Source organism: Alloalcanivorax xenomutans (genome assembly GCF_900217905.1).
Taxonomy (GTDB): Bacteria; Pseudomonadota; Gammaproteobacteria; order Pseudomonadales; family Alcanivoracaceae; genus Alloalcanivorax; species Alloalcanivorax xenomutans.
Map to the genome: position 1 here is coordinate 166899 of NZ_OBMO01000007.1, position 18837 is coordinate 185735.

Annotated in this window: 19 protein-coding genes; 17 read left to right on the forward strand and 2 right to left on the reverse strand. The window is 64.0% G+C overall.

Features of this window, described 5'->3' with window-relative positions:
- Window positions 1–129 precede the first annotated feature (129 nt).
- Window positions 130–1353 carry a nucleotidyl cyclase domain-containing protein gene (locus tag CRO06_RS07395; RefSeq protein WP_097058119.1) on the forward strand — a complete coding sequence of 408 codons (1224 nt, stop codon included), beginning with the start codon at window positions 130–132 and terminating at the stop codon, window positions 1351–1353.
- Here the strand turns inward: CRO06_RS07395 and CRO06_RS07400 are convergent.
- Together CRO06_RS07400 and CRO06_RS07405 are read right to left on the reverse strand one after the other, a co-directional pair.
- Window positions 1278–2093: an ATP-grasp domain-containing protein gene (locus CRO06_RS07400; RefSeq protein WP_233917974.1), complete on the reverse strand. Its 816-nt coding sequence runs from the start codon at window positions 2091–2093 to the stop codon at window positions 1278–1280. The two genes, CRO06_RS07395 and CRO06_RS07400, sit on opposite strands and share 76 nt — an antisense overlap.
- 94 nt (window positions 2094–2187) lie before the next feature.
- Complete coding sequence (locus CRO06_RS07405; RefSeq protein ID WP_022994360.1) at window positions 2188–2496, reverse strand: GNAT family N-acetyltransferase; 309 nt, start codon at window positions 2494–2496, stop codon at window positions 2188–2190.
- A gap of 414 nt (window positions 2497–2910) precedes the next feature.
- Between CRO06_RS07405 and hisB the strand changes: the two genes are divergently transcribed.
- The 16 genes from hisB (at window position 2911) to moaCB (ending at window position 18612) form a co-directional block, all read left to right on the forward strand.
- On the forward strand, window positions 2911–3516 hold the full coding sequence (gene hisB, locus CRO06_RS07410) for an imidazoleglycerol-phosphate dehydratase HisB (protein WP_022994361.1): 606 nt from the start codon (window positions 2911–2913) through the stop codon (window positions 3514–3516).
- A gap of 11 nt (window positions 3517–3527) precedes the next feature.
- Window positions 3528–4169 carry an imidazole glycerol phosphate synthase subunit HisH gene (gene hisH / locus CRO06_RS07415; RefSeq protein ID WP_022994362.1) on the forward strand — a complete coding sequence of 214 codons (642 nt, stop codon included), beginning with the start codon at window positions 3528–3530 and terminating at the stop codon, window positions 4167–4169.
- Between the two features lie 53 nt (window positions 4170–4222).
- Window positions 4223–4963 (forward strand): 1-(5-phosphoribosyl)-5-[(5-phosphoribosylamino)methylideneamino]imidazole-4-carboxamide isomerase, encoded by a 741-nt coding sequence (gene hisA, locus CRO06_RS07420; protein ID WP_097058121.1) that lies wholly within the window; start codon window positions 4223–4225, stop codon window positions 4961–4963.
- A gap of 14 nt (window positions 4964–4977) precedes the next feature.
- Complete coding sequence (hisF, locus tag CRO06_RS07425; protein ID WP_022994364.1) at window positions 4978–5751, forward strand: imidazole glycerol phosphate synthase subunit HisF; 774 nt, start codon at window positions 4978–4980, stop codon at window positions 5749–5751.
- Window positions 5748–6209 carry a YaiI/YqxD family protein gene (locus tag CRO06_RS07430; RefSeq protein ID WP_022994365.1) on the forward strand — a complete coding sequence of 154 codons (462 nt, stop codon included), beginning with the start codon at window positions 5748–5750 and terminating at the stop codon, window positions 6207–6209. Before hisF ends, CRO06_RS07430 begins: the two co-directional genes overlap by 4 nt.
- A 98-nt stretch (window positions 6210–6307) precedes the next feature.
- Window positions 6308–6721 carry an alternative ribosome rescue aminoacyl-tRNA hydrolase ArfB gene (gene arfB / locus CRO06_RS07435; RefSeq protein WP_022994366.1) on the forward strand — a complete coding sequence of 138 codons (414 nt, stop codon included), beginning with the start codon at window positions 6308–6310 and terminating at the stop codon, window positions 6719–6721.
- Window positions 6722–6761: 40 nt separating this feature from the next.
- Window positions 6762–8555, forward strand: a complete 1794-nt coding sequence (locus CRO06_RS07440) for a toxin-antitoxin system YwqK family antitoxin (RefSeq protein WP_143247727.1) — start codon at window positions 6762–6764, stop codon at window positions 8553–8555.
- Window positions 8556–8620: 65 nt separating this feature from the next.
- Complete coding sequence (locus tag CRO06_RS07445) at window positions 8621–9502, forward strand: bile acid:sodium symporter family protein (RefSeq protein ID WP_022994368.1); 882 nt, start codon at window positions 8621–8623, stop codon at window positions 9500–9502.
- 277 nt (window positions 9503–9779) lie between these two features.
- Window positions 9780–11123 carry an MFS transporter gene (locus tag CRO06_RS07450; protein ID WP_097058123.1) on the forward strand — a complete coding sequence of 448 codons (1344 nt, stop codon included), beginning with the start codon at window positions 9780–9782 and terminating at the stop codon, window positions 11121–11123.
- Between the two features lie 25 nt (window positions 11124–11148).
- Window positions 11149–12615 carry a nitrite reductase large subunit NirB gene (gene nirB / locus CRO06_RS07455; RefSeq protein WP_097058124.1) on the forward strand — a complete coding sequence of 489 codons (1467 nt, stop codon included), beginning with the start codon at window positions 11149–11151 and terminating at the stop codon, window positions 12613–12615.
- Window positions 12612–15308: a nitrate reductase gene (locus CRO06_RS07460; protein WP_097058125.1), complete on the forward strand. Its 2697-nt coding sequence runs from the start codon at window positions 12612–12614 to the stop codon at window positions 15306–15308. The genes nirB and CRO06_RS07460 overlap by 4 nt, the downstream gene beginning before the upstream one ends.
- Window positions 15308–15901, forward strand: a complete 594-nt coding sequence (gene mobA, locus CRO06_RS07465; protein ID WP_022994372.1) for a molybdenum cofactor guanylyltransferase MobA — start codon at window positions 15308–15310, stop codon at window positions 15899–15901. Before CRO06_RS07460 ends, mobA begins: the two co-directional genes overlap by 1 nt.
- Window positions 15902–15903: 2 nt before the next feature.
- Window positions 15904–16908, forward strand: a complete 1005-nt coding sequence (moaA, locus tag CRO06_RS07470; protein ID WP_097058126.1) for a GTP 3',8-cyclase MoaA — start codon at window positions 15904–15906, stop codon at window positions 16906–16908.
- Window positions 16908–17156 carry a MoaD/ThiS family protein gene (locus CRO06_RS07475; RefSeq protein ID WP_097058127.1) on the forward strand — a complete coding sequence of 83 codons (249 nt, stop codon included), beginning with the start codon at window positions 16908–16910 and terminating at the stop codon, window positions 17154–17156. Before moaA ends, CRO06_RS07475 begins: the two co-directional genes overlap by 1 nt.
- 29 nt (window positions 17157–17185) lie before the next feature.
- Window positions 17186–17686, forward strand: a complete 501-nt coding sequence (locus tag CRO06_RS07480; protein WP_097058128.1) for a molybdenum cofactor biosynthesis protein MoaE — start codon at window positions 17186–17188, stop codon at window positions 17684–17686.
- A complete protein-coding gene (gene moaCB / locus CRO06_RS07485) occupies window positions 17683–18612 on the forward strand; it encodes a bifunctional molybdenum cofactor biosynthesis protein MoaC/MoaB (RefSeq protein ID WP_097058129.1) in 930 nt (309 codons plus the stop codon). The genes CRO06_RS07480 and moaCB overlap by 4 nt, the downstream gene beginning before the upstream one ends.
- Window positions 18613–18837: the final 225 nt, after the last annotated feature.

Genomic DNA, 18837 nt, shown 5'->3' on the forward strand with positions numbered 1-18837 from the left:
TGGTCCTTGGTAAAAGGTCGGCGTAGCGTAGCAAAAAGCGCCGGCCAGCGGCAGCCCGGTTTGGCGCCATGAACAGGCTCTAAACAGGTATACTCGGCCCCGCGATTCGCCCAACAGGAAATACGGATCATGTCCCTTTGGCAACGATGGCGCCCGTGGCTGCGCCAGGAGCGCGTTCTGCTGGTGGAACTGGCCACCATGCTGCTGATGGCGCTGGTGATCGGCGTCTACTTTCTTGAGCACTTTTCCGCCCGTCTGGAGGAGCAACAGCGGCAGGAACTGACCTCCCTGGCCCGACAGACCGCCCTGCGCGCGGCCGAGTCCATGGTCAGTGATGACCTTATCAGCCTCAATGTCATCGCTCGTGAGACCCGCGCTCTGGACACCGTCAGTGAGGCGCGCTTCCTCAGTGTGGCCCGGCAGCCGCTGGCCGGCGGCGAGCTGCCGTCGGCGGCCACGGTGAGAGTGGAGGTTCCGGTGGCGTTGGCGGATGGCGAACCGGCTGGAGCCCTGGTGCTGGCGGCCCGTCCGAGCACCGCCCGCGAGGGGCTGGAATCCGGCTATGTGCTGGTAGTGCTGGGCGTGTTGCTGTTGCGGGTGGCCGGGGAAGTCATGTGGCGGCGAATCCAGCGGGGCCAGCCCCCCCGGGCCAACGGCGAAACGCCGGTAGAGGATTTGGACAACGGCGGCGCTGAAGCGCTGGACGGCGCTCCACCGTCCATCGTGTTCCGGCGTCCGCAAGGCAATGGCGGGCCGGGCGGCAGCGATTTGCGCCTGAGCATCGTCAATTTCGATCACTTCCGACAACGCTATACCGCCGATGCCCTGCGGGCCTTGCTGGACGACTATCACCATCTGCTGAGTGAAGTGGCGCGCCTGTACGGCGGCCAGGTGGAACGTGGCCTCGGCGACCGTGCGCTGGTGCGCTTCCCGGGGCAGCCGTTGTCATCCACCTCCTTCGCGGCTCTGTGCGCGGGCTTGTTGTTCCTGCGCCTGGCGCGGTTGCAGGGGCCCCGCCGCAAGGCGCATCAAGCGCCGGCGCTGGAGTTCAAGGCGCTGGTGTGTGATGACTTTGGGGAAGAGGAAAGCTGGGCACTGTGCGTGGCCGGCGTGCCCGGCCGGTTGCAGGTGCCGGAAAGCCAGCTCACCCGCGGCGAGCTGGATGTGAAGGCCCTGTACCAACCGGAGCGGGCGCTGACGGTGATGGCCGGCGAGCGCCAGGTGCGGCTGCAGCCGGTGGAGCAATTGGCTTATCGCTATCAGGCGCTGCTGCGCAGTCAGGCGGAAGCGGTGATGGGCGACGGGTTGGGTTCCGGGCCGGCCGGCGAGGATGGCGTTTCGCCGAGCAGGTAATCGTTCATGGCCGAGGCGATGCGCTGCGGCAGATCGGGCATGCCCTGATTGCCGAACAAGCGGTTGAACTCCAGCACATAAGGGTGGCCATCCACCCAGGCCACGTCGAAGCCGGCGTAATCGATGCCGAGGCGCAGGGCCAGGTCGTGCACCAGCGCCACCGCGGCCTCCGGCACCGGCAGGTCATGACGTACACGGCCGCCGCGTGCCACGTTATTGAGGAATCCCTCACCTTCGCGCCAGTAAGCGGCGATCACCTTCCGGCCCACCACGACCACACGCAGATCGCGCACGATCGGCAGCAGCTTCTGGATGTAGAGCACGTCGTTTTGCGCGGCGAACGCCTGTAATTGCTGGCGGTTCTCGATCAGGAAAACGCCCTCGCCGCGGCTGGAACGGGCCTGTTTGCCCACGAACGGGAACGTCCAGGTGTCCAGGATGCGACTTATTGAAAGACTGTCCGAGGGCAGCACCTCGGTGGTTGGCAGGTGCTGGGGGCAGGCCAGTTCCAGCGCCCGGGTCATTTCGATTTTGTCGTGGCCCAGGTGATAACTGGCCGGGCTGGGGAAAATCGGCCGCTGCAGCACGTAGTGCAGACCGTGCAACTGCCAGTACGCGGGAAACAGCAGCCAGTCGGCTTCACTCAACTCGCTCACATGGGCAGCGGCATGTTCCGGTTTGATGTAGCGAACCGAAGCCAACCCCAAAGTGCGGAAGGGATCAAAGGTGATCAGTTTCAACGCAGGATAGCACCATTTAGCCGTAACGGACGATTTTATAGGGCCAAATCGGGTGTCTCGGCAAGCAAATTCAGCGCTGTCCCGCGGCGGTGATTCAGCCCGGCCGGCGGCACTCCGGCGGCAGTGACAGAGGGCCGCCCTGGTGCTGTTCCAGCAGGCGTAGAAAATCCTTGCCAACGCCACGCCCCCGGGTGGACGGATGCACCACCATCCACAGCAGCGCCTCGCCGTCCAGGGCGGCCACCGCCACCGGCTGGCCGTTGAAATGGGCGCCGGCGATGGTGTGCCCCGCGGCGATGGCCTGGCGCAGCGCCCGGGCGTGGTCGGGATCATCGCGCAGGGTCTTGGCGAAAGTGTCGTTGACGCTGTCACTGGCAGCGTGAATCTGGAGCTGAATCGGCATGCGGTCTCCCGGAGGCGGTAAAAAACGTCCGTACCCCGCCGGTCTCGGCGGGCCACGTAGGCTAAAGGGTCGGTTCCCTAGTATACTACCCGCCTAAGAGCCTGTTTATGATCTCTACGCCACCGCGCCGGAGTTCCCTGTTCACCGGGTAGAAAGTGTCGTCAGGTCGTGATTCCGGTTGTGCGGTGTAGTCAATCTACATAAACAAGCGTAATCGCGGGCTGGCGGCAAAAGGGACCCGGCCCTTCGGGTTGCGCTGGAAAATACCCGGAGGGCACAGGGCCGCCAGACGACGCTGCGGCCTTTGACTTTGGACCCACCAGAGCCTGCAGCCCGCAACGCCGTCTGGCGGCTTTTCCAGCGGCAACGCGGCGGCGTAGAGATCATAAACAGGCTCTCATATTGGAGGTACCGATGAGCGAACGTCGCGCCACTGTCGAGCGCAACACACTGGAAACCCAGATCCGGGTCGCCGTGAATCTGGATGGCACCGGCACCTGTAAGCTGGACACCGGCCTGCCGTTTCTGGAGCACATGCTGGATCAGGTGGCACGCCACGGTCTGATCGACCTGGACATCGTCGCCAACGGGGATTTGCATATCGATGCCCACCACACCGTGGAGGATATCGGTATTACCCTGGGGCAGGCGCTGTCCCGGGCCTGGGGCGACAAAAAAGGCATTCGCCGTTATGGCCACGCCTATGTGCCCCTGGATGAAGCCCTGTCCCGGGTGGTGATCGATCTGTCCGGCCGTCCCGGCCTGGAAATGCACGTGCCGTTTACTCGCGGCATGATCGGCGGCTTTGACGTGGATCTGTTCCACGAGTTCTTCCAGGGCCTGGTGAACCACGCCATGATCACCGTGCACGTGGACAACCTGCGCGGCAAGAACGCTCACCACCAGGCGGAAACCGTGTTCAAGGCCTTTGGCCGCGCGCTGCGTGTGGCGGTGGAGAGGGATCCGCGCATGGGTGACATCACTCCCAGCACCAAGGGCACCTTGACGGAAACCGAATGAGGAACCCAGGTATGAGTGAAACCGTCGCCGTGGTCGATTACGGCATGGGAAATCTGCACTCCGCCGGCAAGGCGCTGGAGAAAGTGGCTTCCGGTCAGCGCATCGTGATTACCGGTGACCCGGACCAGGTTCGCCATGCGGACCGGGTGGTGTTTCCCGGTGTCGGTGCCATTCGTGACTGTATCCGGGTGATCACCGAGACCGGGCTGGACCGGGCCATTCTCGATGTGATTGACGCGCGCAAACCGCTGCTCGGTGTTTGTGTGGGCATGCAGGCGCTGCTGGATCACAGTGAGGAAAACGACGGCGTCGACTGCCTGGGTGTCTTCAACGGCCGGGTGGCCCATTTTGGTGAGCAGTACGGGGAAACCGGAAACCGCCTGAAAGTGCCGCACATGGGTTGGAACGAGGTGCGCCAGATGCACCCGCACCCGATGTGGGCCGGCATTGCCGACAACAGCCGTTTTTATTTCGTGCACAGCTACTGTGCCGTGGACGTGCCGGAAGAGAATATCTCCGGCATGTGTCACTACGGCCGCGATTTCGCCGCCGCGGTGATCAAGAAAAATGTCTTCGCGGTGCAGTTCCACCCGGAAAAAAGCGCCGACGCAGGCCTGCAACTGCTGGAAAACTTCCTGCGCTGGCAGCCCTGAGTGCCAGCCCGGCCGAACAGAACGCCGATACACGTTGATAGAAAGAGACTTTGATGCAACTGATTCCCGCCATCGACCTGAAAGACGGTAAGTGCGTACGCCTGAAGCAAGGGCGCATGGAAGACGACACCGTCTTCTCCGAAGACCCGGTGGCCGTCGCCACTCACTGGGTGGAACGGGGCGCCCGCCGCCTGCACCTGGTGGACCTGAACGGGGCCTTTGCTGGCGAGCCGGTGAATGGCGAGATCGTCAAGGCCATCGCCAAGGCCCACCCGGACCTGCCGATCCAGATTGGCGGTGGCATCCGTACCTCGGAAATCATCCAGGCCTACCTGGACGCCGGGGTGCAGTGGGTGATCATCGGCACCAAGGCCGTCAATGAGCCGGCCTTCGTCAAGGAAATGTGTCAGCGTTTTCCCGGCCATATCATCGTCGGCCTGGACGCCAAGGACGGCAAGGTGGCCACCGACGGCTGGGCCAACGTCACCGATGTGGATGTGATCGACCTGGCCCGGCAATTCGAGAACGACGGTGTCTCCGCCATCGTTTACACCGACATCAGCCGTGATGGCATGCTGCAGGGTGTGAATGTGGAAGCGACCGTGCGGCTGGCCCGGTCCATGAGCATCCCGGTGATCGCCTCCGGTGGCATCACCAATCTGGACGACGTGCGCAACCTGTGCGCGGTGGCGGACCAGGGCATCAGCGGCGCCATCACCGGCCGTGCCATTTACGAGAACACCCTGGACTTCGCCGAAGGCCAGGCGCTGTCCGACCAGCTCACCGGCGCCTGAGCGCGGAGATAACCATGAGCCTTGCCAAACGTATCATCCCCTGCCTGGACGTGGACGCCGGCCGCGTGGTCAAGGGTGTCCAGTTCGTCGATATCCGCGACGCCGGTGACCCGGTGGAAGTGGCGCGCCGTTATAATGAAGCCGGGGCGGATGAGATTACCTTCCTGGACATTACCGCCAGCCACGAAGGGCGGGACACCACCCTGGAAACCGTGGAGCGCATGGCCAGTCAGGTGTTCATCCCGCTCACCGTGGGCGGTGGCGTGCGCACCCTGGAAGATATTCGTAATCTGCTCAATGCCGGCGCCGATAAGGTCAGTATCAACTCGGCGGCGGTGAAGAATCCGGAATTTGTCCATGAGGCCGCGCAGCGGTTCGGCTCCCAGTGCATCGTGGTGGCCATCGATGCCAAGAAAGTCAGCGGCGAAAGCGAGAACAATCGCTGGGAGATTTTCACCCACGGCGGCCGCAAGCCCACCGGTATCGATGCGGTGGAATGGGCTCGGCGCATGACCGATTACGGCGCCGGTGAAATCCTGCTGACCAGCATGGATCGTGACGGTACCAAAAACGGTTTTGATATCGCCCTGACCCGGGCCATCGCCGATGCGGTGCCGGTGCCGGTGATTGCCTCCGGCGGCGTCGGCAATCTGCAACACCTGGTCGACGGCGTGATCCAGGGCGGCGCCGATGCGGTGCTGGCGGCGTCGATCTTCCACTTCGGCGAATACAGCATTGCCGAAGCCAAGCAATACATGCAGCAGGCCGGCATTGAGATGCGCCTGTGAGTGAAGCGGCGCCGTGTATCTGGGTGGACGCGGACGCCTGTCCTGGCGCCATCAAGGAAGTGTTGTTCCGAGCCGCCCAGCGTCGTCATCTGCACACCCGGCTGGTGGCGAACCACACCATGCGCGTGCCCCGCTCCCCGTTTATCCGTTTGATCCAGGTTCCCTCCGGCTTTGATGCCGCCGACGATTACATCGCCGAACAAGTCAGCCCTGGTGATCTGGTGATCACCGCGGACGTGCCACTGGCGGACCGGATCGTGGCGGCGGGCGCCACTGGTCTCAATCCGCGTGGCACCCTTTACACCAGGGAGACGGTGCGCGAGCATCTCAACCGCCGGGACTTCATGGAAGAGATGCGCTCCGCCGGTCTTGCCAGCGGCGGCCCCTCGGCACTGGACAAGCGCCAGGTCCAGGCCTTCGCCAACGCCCTCGACCGGTTCCTCGCCACGGCGCGATAAGGCTGCCGTAGGAGCCTGTTTGCAGGCGAATGGGCCTTCAGGCCCCCAGAATCGCTTGTAGCGGGCCCGCCGCCCGAACAGACTGAGAGCCCGTTCCCATGCTGAAAATCTCCAACAACGTGACCATCCCCGAAGCGGAGATCGAATGGCATGCCATCCGTGCCCAGGGCGCGGGCGGCCAGAACGTCAATAAAGTGTCTTCCGCTATCCATTTGCGCTTTGACGTGCGGGCATCGACCTTGCCCGAGTTCTACAAGGAGCGGCTGCTGGCCTTGGCGGACCAGCGCATCACCGCCGACGGTGTCATCGTGATCAAGGCACAGCGATACCGGACCCAGGAAAAGAATCTGGACGATGCCTTGCAGAGATTGCGTGCGCTGATTCTCGACGCCACCGTGGTGCATAAGAAACGCAAGCCCACCCGTCCGTCGAAATCGGCGCGCAACAAACGCATGGACAAGAAAACGCGGCACGGCCAGACCAAGGCGCTGCGCGGCAAGGTGCGCCCCTGATTCCCCGATCCTCACTGTTCCGATTCAAGGAAGGATGTCCATGATGCTCCGATTAGCGATGCTGGCCGGTGTGCCGGCCCTCTTGTTGAGCGCGCTGGTTGGCGCCGATACCCGTGCCCTGGACAATGACTGGTTTTTGACTGACGGCGATCCGGCCTTCCGGTTGCACTGGCCTCTTGAGCAAACGGACTCAGGCTGGCGGGTGGTGATCGACAAGCCCGACGGCACTCTGTTTTTCAAGAGCCAGATCGCCGATCCGGAGGCGCTACACCTGCTTAACACCAGCAACCGCCGTGGCCCCTTCGCCTATTACCATGATAACGGCCAGGTGGAACTGGAAGGCCACTATGATGACCAGGGAAGAATCACCGGCCAGTCCATCTTCTACTGGGACAATGGCAATGCCCGGGAAATTCGTGACTACTTGCCAGAGGGTTACCATGTGCTCAAGGCCTTCCATGAGAACGGTGGCCTGGCCATGGAGGCGTTGCCGGACAAGGGCGAACGCACTGGCCGGGAGAAGCACTACCGGAAAGACGGGTCGTTGCGGTCCCGCCTCTACACCCGGCCCGCTGAACAGGGCGGCCTGGCGGATGTGCGGCTGAACTACGACCCACAGGGCAACATTGTTGCCCGCGTGGAAGCCAATGATGACGTCCAGGTCAGTGAGACGATCAAGGACAGTCACTTGGTGGAACGTCTCACCTTCGACCGGGCCGGAACCTGGTCGCTCCGGGAGCGCTTCAACGAAGACGGTGATCTGATACAGCGGAACCGGAATCTGTTGCCTGACAATCAGAAGGACGGGGAGCAGATTTTTGTCACCGGCGAGGGCGTGCGCCGGGTGTCCCATTACCGTAAGGGGAAGCGACATGGTGCCTCCTCCAGCCTTCGGGGTGATACCTGGCTGGCACAGCGCTTCTACCGGGACGATCAACCGGTGGGTCGCTGGTTCAAGGTGGATGAGGACACCGGCGAGGTCACCGTGACCCGCTACGATGACCAGGGCAGGTTCCTGGGCCGTTATCACATCGGCGCCGATCTGGTGGTTCATGGCGACGACGGCAAACCGATGGCGCCGGCGGCGCTGCGCGAAGTCGAACGCAGTCTGCCTCCGGTGGGTACCTCCTGGCTGTACCAGTTCAATGACGCCCAACCGGTGACCTTGACGCTCACGGCGATTGATGGTGGGCGGGCTGATTATGAGGTGGGAGAAGGCGGTATCCCGCTTCGGGAAGATCTGGACGCCTATCAACCGGAGGGCACCGAGGCAGGCCCCGTACTGCGCTTCCCATTGCATCCCGGTGATGTGTGGCGCTATGACACCGAGTCCACGGTGGAGGTGCCCGTGTCGAAGAAGGCCCGCTGGCAATACCGCTACCGGACCAGGGTGATCAGCCGGGTGGACGCCCTGGAAAAAATTCAGGTGGGCGCCGGTACCTTCGCCACTCTGCGCATCAGCCGCGAGATCGCCTGGCGCAAGGACCAGGCCCGTGGCGAAGGGGCGGGCCTGGATAACATCCGCAACGGCGGCGATGGCCTGGTGGAGGGCTTCACCCGCGAGTTGCTCTGGTATGCCCCGGAAGCCGGTCGAGTGGTGCTTAAGGCGCACATGGAATCCGGTGACCCGAATCTGCTCCATCGTCCCGCCGCGCAGCTGCTGGACAATGCCGCCACCTGGTTCACCGAGTTGCGGGCACTGACCGGGCCTGGCGGGAAATCGCATCCCGGCGAGCCCCGTTACGCGCGCGAACCGCGGGCAGGCTGGATCGGTTTCGCAATGCATGCCAACGATACCTGGGAATATCGGATGCAGAATCACGCGGTTGAATGAGCCGGCGTGGCCATGTTCGCGGGGTAAAGGTACGATCGTCCTAATAATGACAAGAGGACGAGCGCATGGATCAGGCAACATTGATTGCGGTGGGGCTGCCGGCGGCCCTGTTTTTGATCATGGTGGGTATGGGGCTGACCCTGACCCCCAAGGATTTTCGCGAAGTGCTGGTGGCGCCCCGGGCCACCTTGTATGGCTTGGTGGCCCAGATCCTGCTGTTGCCGATGGTCGGTGTGGGGCTGGCGCTGTGGCTGGACCTGTCACCGGCGCTGGCGGTGGGGCTGGTGGTGATCGCGGCCTGTCCCGGCGGCACCACTTCCAATCTGTTTGCCTTTCTCGGCCGGGGTGACGTGGCGCTGTCCATTGTCCTCACGGTGGCGGCAAGTCTGATCACCATTGTCACCCTGCCGATGTTCACCAGTTGGGCGCTCGGCCATTTCCAGGATAGCGAGCGGGTGCTGGAATTACCGGTACTGCGCACCATCATTACTCTGTTCGTCATCATCCTGATCCCGGTGATGCTCGGCATGACCTTGCGCCATTTCCGCCGTGACTGGGCGGAGAAAGGCGAAAAACTGGTGAGCGTATTCGGGCTGCTGGTGCTGGTGGCGGTGATTGCCCTGCTGCTGATTGATCTCGGAGAAGAAGCGCTGGTATTGCTCAAACAGGGCGGGGCGGCGGTGATTCTGCTGAATGTCATTGGCCTGGCACTGGGCATGCTGGGAGGACGCTTGATCGGTCTGGACCGCCCCCAGGCGTTCACCGTGGCGATCGAGCTGGGGATCAAGAACGGCACCTTGGGGCTGATGATCACCTTGACCATGCTGCAGTCCGAGGCAATGTCGGTGCCGGCGGCGGTGTACGGGGTGCTGATGTTCCTGTTCGGCTTTCTGATGCTGGGATACAGCCGGGTAACCGGAATCGGCCGGCCACGGACGGCGACGTAGCCGGCGGTAATGCACCGGGTGCACGCACCGGGTGCATGAAATTTGCACCCGATATGGGCATGGCCCGGGGCGGACCGGTGACGCCGGTCCGTCTTCCGGGGCTCCCTCCATGTGCCTGGTTGTCGCCAGTCAGAGCGGCCTAATTCCTTGTTCTGTAAATAAAAAACATTGAGGGTGGGGGCGAGAGGGCGGCCCCCCGTCACCATCCTCCGGGGCCATGGCTGGCCGTGGCATGGTCCTTGCGAGTTGCGGTGTGTTCTGGTGAGGAATTCAGACCATGCACACTGATAAAGCAACCCGATTGCAACTTTTTGATCTGCGCCTGGTACAGACCCGGGTGTTCCATCTGACCTGGATGGCGTTCTTCGTCTGCTTTTTCGCGTGGTTCGCCTGCGCTCCCCTGATGCCGGTGATTCGCGGTGAATTCGATCTGACCACCAAGCAGATCGCCAACATCAACATCGCCGCCGTGGCGATCACCATCCTGGTCCGGCTGATCATCGGTCCCCTCTGTGACCGGTACGGGCCGCGCAAGACCTACACCGGCCTGATGCTGCTCGGTGCCATTCCGGTGTTCGGCGTGGCGGCGGCGCAGAGCTATGAGAGCTTTCTGTTCTTCCGTCTTCTGATCGGTGCCGTGGGCGCCAGCTTCGTGATCACCCAGTACCACACTTCGGTGATGTACGCGCCCAACGTGGTGGGCACCGCCAATGCGGCGGCGGCGGGATGGGGCAACGCCGGTGGCGGCGCCGCCCAGGCGCTGATGCCACTGGTGCTTGGCGCGGTGCTGATGTTTGGCGTTGGTGAAGCCTTTGGCTGGCGACTGGCTCTGCTGGTACCCGGGGTGTTGATGCTGGTGATGGCGTTTCTTTACTGGCGCTTCACCCAGGATTGCATGGGCGGTAACTACAGTGAGCTGCGGGCCGCCGGCAAGGTTCCGGACACCGGCAAGAAAGGCGGCTGGGACAGCTTCAAGCTGGCCGCTGGCAACTATCGCGTATGGATGTTGTTCGTCACCTACGGCGCCTGTTTCGGTGTTGAGATTTTCATGCACAACGTGGTCGCCACCTATTTTCTCGATAACTTCGACCTGTCATTGAAAACCGCCGGGCTGGTGGCTGGCAGCTTTGGCTTGCTGGCCCTGTTCGCCCGTGCTCTCGGCGGCTGGGTTTCCGATCAGGTGGCACGCCGGGGCGGCCTGGATGCGCGTGCCCTGGTGCTGTTCGTGCTCATCGTTGGTGAGGGGCTGGGGCTGCTGCTGTTCTCGCTGATGGACAGTTTCCAGCTGGCGGTGCTGTCGATGCTCGCCTTCGGCCTGTTCACCCATATGGCCTGCGGCGCCACCTACGCCCTGGTGCCGTTCATCGACCGTCAGGCGCTCGGTGGCGTGGCCGGCATTATCGGTGCCGGCGGTAACGTGGGCGCGGTGGCCGCCGGCTTTCTGTTGCTGTGGGTGGGTGAAGTACGGCACACCCTGTTCATCCTCGGCGCTTTGGTGCTGGTCAGCGCCCTGTGCGCCATCGCCGTGCGTTTCTCCGCCGCGCATAAAGCCCGTGAAGAAGAACTTTACCAGGAAGCCCTGGCGCAGCGGTCCGCCCAGGTTGCCGGCGGTAACGCCTGAGACACCGGATCCGATGGAGGTCGTGATGAAACAGGAACGGTTAGTGGTGATTGGTAATGGCATGGTGGGACAGAAGTATCTGGACCATCTGGTGGCGGACGGGTTGCATCACCGTTATCAGGTCACGGTGCTGTGCGCGGAGCCGCGTCCGGCCTACGACCGGGTTCACCTGTCGGAGTTCTTCACCGGACGCAGCAGCGAGGACTTGTCCCTGGTGCCGGAGCGTTTTTTCGAACGCCACGGCCTTGAGCTACGCTTGAGTGAGGGCGCCGACAGCATCGATCTGCAGAACAAGACGATTCGGACCGCCAAGGGGGCCACGCTGGACTATGACAAGCTGGTGCTGGCCACCGGGTCCTATCCGTTCGTGCCGCCGGTGCCGGGGCGGGGCCGCCCCAGTTGCCTGGTGTACCGCACCATCGAGGATCTGGAAGCGATCATGGCATCCGGGCGGGATGCGGAAGTGGGCGCGGTGATAGGCGGTGGCCTGCTCGGTCTCGAAGCGGCCAAAGCCCTGCGCGATATCGGCCTGCAAACCCATGTGGTGGAATTCGCGCCGCGCCTGATGGCGGTGCAGGTGGACGACGGCGGCGGCGCGCTGCTGCGCCGCAAGATCGAACAGCTCGGCGTGTTCGTGCATACCGGAATGAACACCACGGAAATCATCGACGGGGAGTTTTACCGTCATCGTCTCAACTTCGCCGACGGCGGGCACTTGGAAGCGGATCTGGTGGTATTTTCCGCCGGCATTCGCCCCCAGGACACGCTGGCCCGTGACGCCGGGCTGGCGGTGGGAGAGCGCGGCGGGATTGTCATCGATAATCACTGCCGCACATCCGATCCTGATGTTTACGCCATCGGCGAGTGCGCGCTCTGGGGCGGGCGCATCTATGGCCTGGTGGCGCCGGGTTACGAGATGGCGCGCGCCGCCGTCAGTCATTTGCGGCATCGGCGTGATGAAACATTGGCGGTACCGTTCACCGGCGCCGATATGTCCACCAAATTGAAATTGATGGGCGTGGACGTGGCGTCCCTGGGGGATGCCCATGCCAGCACGCCGGGAGCCTGCTGTTATCGCTACGAGGACGAGCGCAAGCAGATTTACAAGAAGCTGGTGGTCAGCGAGGACGGTCGTCGCCTGCTGGGCGGCGTGTTGGTGGGGGACGCACGGGAATACAACACCTTGTTGCAACTGATGCTCAATGACATGGCGTTGCCGGAAACGCCGGAGCAATTGATCCTGCCCGCCGCCCAGGGCGCCGCGCCGGCCCTCGATGTCACCCGGTTGCCGGACAGCGCCACGCTGTGCCAGTGCCAGAATGTGACCAAGGGAGCCTTGTGCCAGGCCATCGCCGAGGGGCACTGTGATCTGGCGGCGATCAAGCAATGTACCGGCGCCGCCACCGGTTGTGGCGGTTGCGAGCCCATGGTTCGGACGCTGCTGGACACTTTCGGCGTCGAGGCGGATGCGCTGGCGGAGGTGGGAACATGACCTGCACCACCTGCCCCTACTGTGGTGTCGGTTGTGGCGTGATCGCCACGCCCGGAGACGAGAGCGCACCGAACCGGTTGCGTATCGAAGGCGATCCGGATCACCCGGCGAACCAGGGCCGTCTCTGCGTGAAAGGGTCGGCGCTGGCGGAGACGGTAGGGTTGGAAGGGCGCCTGTTGCAACCCTTGATGCGCGATGACGCCGGGCAGGCGCAAACCGTGTCCTGGGATCGGGCGCTGGATCGGGTGGCCACGGATCTGCGCCGCATTATCGACCAGCATGGTCCGGAGGCGGTGGCCTTCTATGTCTCCGGCCAGTTGCTGACCGAGGACTATTACGTGGTCAACAAGCTGGTAAAGGGCTGGCTGGGCACCGCCAACATCGATACCAATTCGCGGCTGTGCATGTCCTCCGCGGTGGCCGGTCATAAAAGAGCTTTCGGCGAAGATCTGGTGGGTGGCAATTATCAGGATCTGGAAGAAGCGGACCTGGTGGTGCTGGTGGGTTCCAATACCGCCTGGTGCCACCCGATCGTCTACCAGCGATTGATGCGGAGCCGGCGCGAGCGGCCGGAGAAACGTATCGTGGTGGTGGATCCGCGCCGCACCGCCACCTGCGAGCAAGCGGATATGCATTTGCCGGTGAGGGCAGGCTCCGATGTGTGGTTGTTCAACGGGCTGCTCACCTATCTGGAAGAGCATGGTGTGGTGGACACCGGGTTTGTCGCCAACCATACCCGCGGTGCCGCCGAAGCGCTGGCCGTGGCCCGTGCCGACGGCGGCCGTCTGGAGGCGGTCGCCAAGGCCTGTGGGGTGCCGGTGGCGCAATTACAGGCGTTTTACGCCCTGTTCGCGCGTACCCGCAAGGTGGTGACGGTGTTTTCCCAGGGCGTGAACCAATCGTCCAGCGGCACCGACAAGGTCAACAGCATCATCAATTGTCACCTGTTCACCGGGCGGCTTGGCGAGCCCGGCATGGGACCGTTTTCCATCACCGGCCAGCCCAATGCCATGGGCGGCCGGGAAGTCGGTGGCCTGGCCAATACGCTGGCGGCGCATCTGGAACTGGATGAGCCGGCGCACCGGCAACTGGTGCGGGAATTCTGGGGCAGCCCGCGTATCGCTCGGGAGCCGGGTTTAAAGGCCGTGGATTTGTTTGAAGCGGTGCACGATGGCCGCATCAAGGCCCTGTGGGTGATGGCCACCAATCCGGTGGTGAGTCTGCCGGACGCCGACCGGGTCCGCGAGGCCCTGCGCCGTTGTGAACTGTTGGTGGTGTCCGATCTGTTTGCCGATACCGATACCGCCGCCGAGGCCGGGGTGGTGCTGCCGGCGCTGGGCTGGGGCGAGAAAGACGGTACCGTGACCAACTCTGAACGCTGCCTGTCCCGGCAAAAAGCCTTTCTGCCGGCGCCGGGAGAGGCAAAGCCGGACTGGTGGGCGGTCAGTGAGGTGGCCCGGCGGCTGGGGTTCGATGGCTTCGCCTTTGAGCAGCCCCATCAAATTTTCGATGAGCACGCGCGGCTGTCGGCCTGGCGCAACGACGACGATGGCGTGCGGCGTGCTTTCCATATTGGCGGTTTGGCGGGCCTCGACGCCGAGGGCTATGATCGCCTGCGCCCGTGCCAGTGGCCGGTGCCGCAGGCGGGTGACCATACCTCCCGGCTGTTCCAGGACCGCCGCTTTTTCCATGGGGACGGCAAGGCCCGGCTGGTGCCTACCGCGCCCCGTGCTCCGGTCAACGCGGTGGATGACGAGTTCCCGCTGGTGCTCAACACCGGTCGTATTCGCGACCAATGGCACACGATGACGCGCACCGGCCGCGCCCCGCGTCTGGCCAGCCACCTGCCCGAGCCGTTCGTGGAAATGCATCCTTACGAAGCCATGTTGTGCGGTGTGCAGGACGGGGCCCTGGTGCGGGTGGCCAGCCGTTGGGGCGCTATGGTGGCGCGGCTGCGCTGCACCGCCGATCAACCGCGGAGGACCGTGTTCGTGCCGATTCACTGGAATGACCAGCGTGCATCGGATGCCCGCGTTGGCGCGTTGGTCAACCCGGTGGTGGATCCGCTTTCCGGGGAGCCGGAGTTCAAGCACACCCCGGTCATGGTGTCGCCGTTCCCGGTGGATTGGCACGGGGTGGTCTACAGCCGTTCCCCGCTGCAATTCGCGGGCAGAGAGGCGCCGGCCTACTGGGTTTGTATCCAGGGTGACGGTTTCCTGCGCTATGAGCTGGCTGGCCGGGGCCGGCTTGAGGAGCCGCACCACTGGAGCCGGTCGCTGCTGGGATTCGAGCAGCAACCGCGGTGGCTGGAAGTGGGCGAGGACAGTGCCGGTGATTATGGCGCCGTGGCCCTGGAGCAAGAGCGCCTGCTGGCCTGTGTCTATCTGTCACCGCGCGCCGAGCTGCCTTCACGCAGTTGGCTGAGCCGCGTGTTCGGGAAGGAAACAGTATCCGAGGCGGATATCGTCGGGCTCAAACTGGGGCGTTCGGTGGATCCGGCCGACGACGTCGGCGCCACGGTCTGCTCTTGTTTCTCAGTGGGGCGGAATACCATCCTCGACGCCATTCGCGATAACGGGTTAACCTCGGTGGAGGGCGTTGGGCGCTGCGTCGGAGCAGGCACCAATTGCGGTTCCTGCCAGCCGGAAATCCGCGCCCTGATCGAAGAGGCGAGACTGGCGGAGGGCGCGTGATGGAGGACGTGACGGTTGCGATTCTCGCGGGTGGCCAGGGACGCCGGCTCGGCGGTGTGGACAAGGGGCTGATACCGGTGCTGGGCCGCAGCCTGGTGGAGCGGGTGCTGCAAGCCCTGCCCGACGGACCGGCGAGGCTGATCGTGGCCAATCGTAATTTGCGCGCCTATCAGGCGCTGGGGGTGCCGGTGGCCAGTGACCCCTGGCCGGATTTTCGTGGGCCCCTGGCCGGTATTCTGGCCGCGTTACGCACTGCCTCCACTCCGTGGGTGCTTATTCTCCCCTGTGATGCGGTGACCTTGCCCGACGATCTGCTGCCCCGTTTAATGATCCAGGCCAAGCTGCAAGGCTTGCGGGCAGTGTATGCTGAGGCGCATGGTCAGGGGCAGTATTTGTGCTGCTTGCTGAATCGCGATCTGGAAAGCGGGCTCGCCGAAGCGCTGGAGCATGGCGAGCGGGCGCCGCGTCGCTGGTTCGCCACCATCGGTGCGCGGCCGGTGGACTTTTCCGACGTGCAGCCGGAGCCGCTGTGGAGTTTGAACAACCCCGCGGAAGTGGCCGACGCTTGTGCCCGTCTGAGCCGGGGAGACTGATCATGGGCATAGCCTTTGAGCCGTTGTTGGTAAAAGAGCCGTTGCAGGACCGTTTCGGCCGGGTCAAACGCAAGCTGCGCTTGTCACTGACCGACCGCTGCAACTTCCGTTGCCGGTATTGCATGCCGGAACACCCGCAATGGCTGCCCGGGCGGGAACTGATGGACCGGGAGGAACTGCTGCGGCTGGCGACTCTGTTCGTGGACAACGGTATTGAAGAGCTGCGCCTGACCGGCGGCGAGCCGCTGCTGCGCAAGGACGTGGTGGCGTGCGTGGCGGCGCTGTCCCGGTTGCGTGAGCATGGGTTGAAGCGGCTGTCGATGACCACCAACGGCACCCGCTTGCCGGCATTGCTCGATGACCTGATCGAGGCCGGCCTGGACGATCTGAACATTAGTCTGGACGCGGTGGACGAAGGCCGTTTCCAGGCGCTTACCCGCCGCCCGCTGGCGCCGGTGCTGGCGGGGATCGAAAAGGCCCGCGACAGCGGCCTGCCGGTGAAACTGAACGCGGTGCTGATACAGGGGTATAACGACGACCAGATCCTGCCGCTGACCCACTGGGCCAAGGCCCGTGATCTGCCGTTGCGCTTCATCGAATACATGCCGCTGGACGAACCGGGCCGCTGGCGTGAGGAGCAGGTGGTGTCCGAGGCTCGCATTCTCGATACGCTGGCCGGCCACTATCGGATCGAGGCACTGCCCCGCGGGGCGGCCCCGGCCACCGAATACCGACTCGATGAGCGCTACACCCTGGGCGTGATCTCCACCGTGACCCGGCCCTTTTGCGCCGATTGCGACCGGCTGCGGCTGACCGCCAACGGGCATCTTTACACCTGCCTGTTCGCCCGCCAGGGGCACGATCTGCTGACGCCGCTGCGCGGAGGGGAAAGCGAGGCCCTGCTGCGGCGTCGCATCGAACAGAGAGTCTGGCACAAGGACGCCGGCTACGCGGCCACGCCCGGCCCGGTGGACCGGCCAATCACCATGCACGGGATGGGAGGCTGATGAATCTGTCCTTTGAACTTTACGGTGAACTGATTCCGCTGGCGGGTGGCGAGCGTATCTCCCTCGTCACCGAAATGGCGCCGGCCACGGTGGCCGAGGCACTGAGCGTGCTGGCCGATCAGTGTCCGGCCCTGCAACCGCGCCTGGATCAGTGCGCCGCGGTGCGCGACACCGACATTTTATTGCGCTCGGACCCGTTGCCGGAAAACGGTCATCTGGTGCTGCTGCCACCAGTGGCGGGGGGGTGATCATGACGGATTCGAGTAACAGGATACATTTGACCGAATATCCGATCGCCATCGACGAACTGCTGGCGCTGGATCGCTATCCGGAGTGCGGTGGCCTGGCCCTGTTCGCCGGCACCGTGCGCGACCATCACCAGGGCTTGCCGGTGGAGAGCTTGCGCTATACCGCCTACGCGCCGTTGGCGGAAAAGCGCATCGCCGAGATCGAACAACAGGCCCGTGAGCGCTTCGGCCTGAGCTATTGCCGCGTGATGCATCGCCTGGGCGCGCTGCGCATCGGTGACGTGGCGATCGTGTGCGTGGCCCGTGCCGCGCATCGGGCGGAGGCGTTCGAGGCGTGCCGTTACCTGGTGGATGAAGTGAAGCATCAGGCGCCGATCTGGAAGGAAGAATTCTATACCGACGGCAGCAGCGCCTATGTGCAGGGCTGCTGCATCCGCCCGGACTCACGGTCGGGCGATCAGCATCACGCTCATACCGACTCTCACCCGGACCATCACCGGGTTCCCCATTGTGATGGAGATCATTCTTGAAAGACGTCAGTAACAAACCGGACTCGTTCCGCAGCGCCCGCGCGCAGTGCTGTCTGCGGGCTCCGCAGGACTGCATCGAGCGCCTGCGCCGTGGCGACACCGACAAAGGCGATGCCTTGAAGACCGCGCGCATCGCCGGCATTCTCGCCGCCAAGCGCACCGACGAACTGCTGCCGCTGTGCCACCCGCTGCCGATCCACCGCGCCGAACTGGAGTTCGAGCTGGGCGAGGAGCAAGTAACGATCCTGGCCGAAGTGCAGACCATCGGTCCCACCGGGGTGGAAATGGAAGCGCTCACCGCCGCGCAGATGGCGGCACTCACCTTGTACGACATGCTCAAGCCACACTGCCGTCCGGATCAGTTGGAAATCACCGATGGCCGCCTGCTGGAAAAAACCGGCGGCAAGTCCCAGTTCCGCCGCTATCTGCGTGCGCCGATGAGCGCGGCGGTGATCGTGCTGTCGGACACCGTGGCCGCTGGCCGTAAACCGGACACCGCCGGGCGCTCGGTGGAGGACGGTCTGGCCGCCGCCGGTTTTGAACCGGTGCACTATCAGGTGTTGCCGGACGAGCCGGATCAGCTGCGCGAGGCGGTGCAGACGCAACTGACCGAGGGCACCGCGCTGATCGTTACCGTCGGCGGCACCGGGGTCGGGCCCCGTGACTGCACCGTGGACACCGTGCAGCCCATGCTGACCACCGAGCTGCCGGGGGTAATGGAAGCGGCGCGGGACTTCGGTCAGCGCCGTACGCCCTACGCCATGATGTCACGGGGCATTGCCGGGCTGGCCGGAGATAGCGTGGTGGTGACGTTCCCGGGCAGCCGGCGCGGCGCCGAGGAGACGCTGGCGGCGCTGCTGCCGGGGCTGGTGCACCTGCTGGAAGTGTGCCGGGCCGGCCGCCCGCATCCGGGCGGGTATCAGTAGCACGCGCAGCACCGCCTGACAGCGCTTCACAGACTGGACTACAAAGCCGCTGTAGGAGCTTGCCTGCAAGCGAATTCTTCCACCATTCGGAAAATAGATTCGCTTGCAGGCAAGCGGCCCGCCGCCCGGCTCCTATGTATGGACTCGCCCGTTGCTGTCAACCCTGCCTTGAACATGGCTACCCGGTGGCATCTATGTATCAGGCCTGTTCGAGGAAGCCTCAAC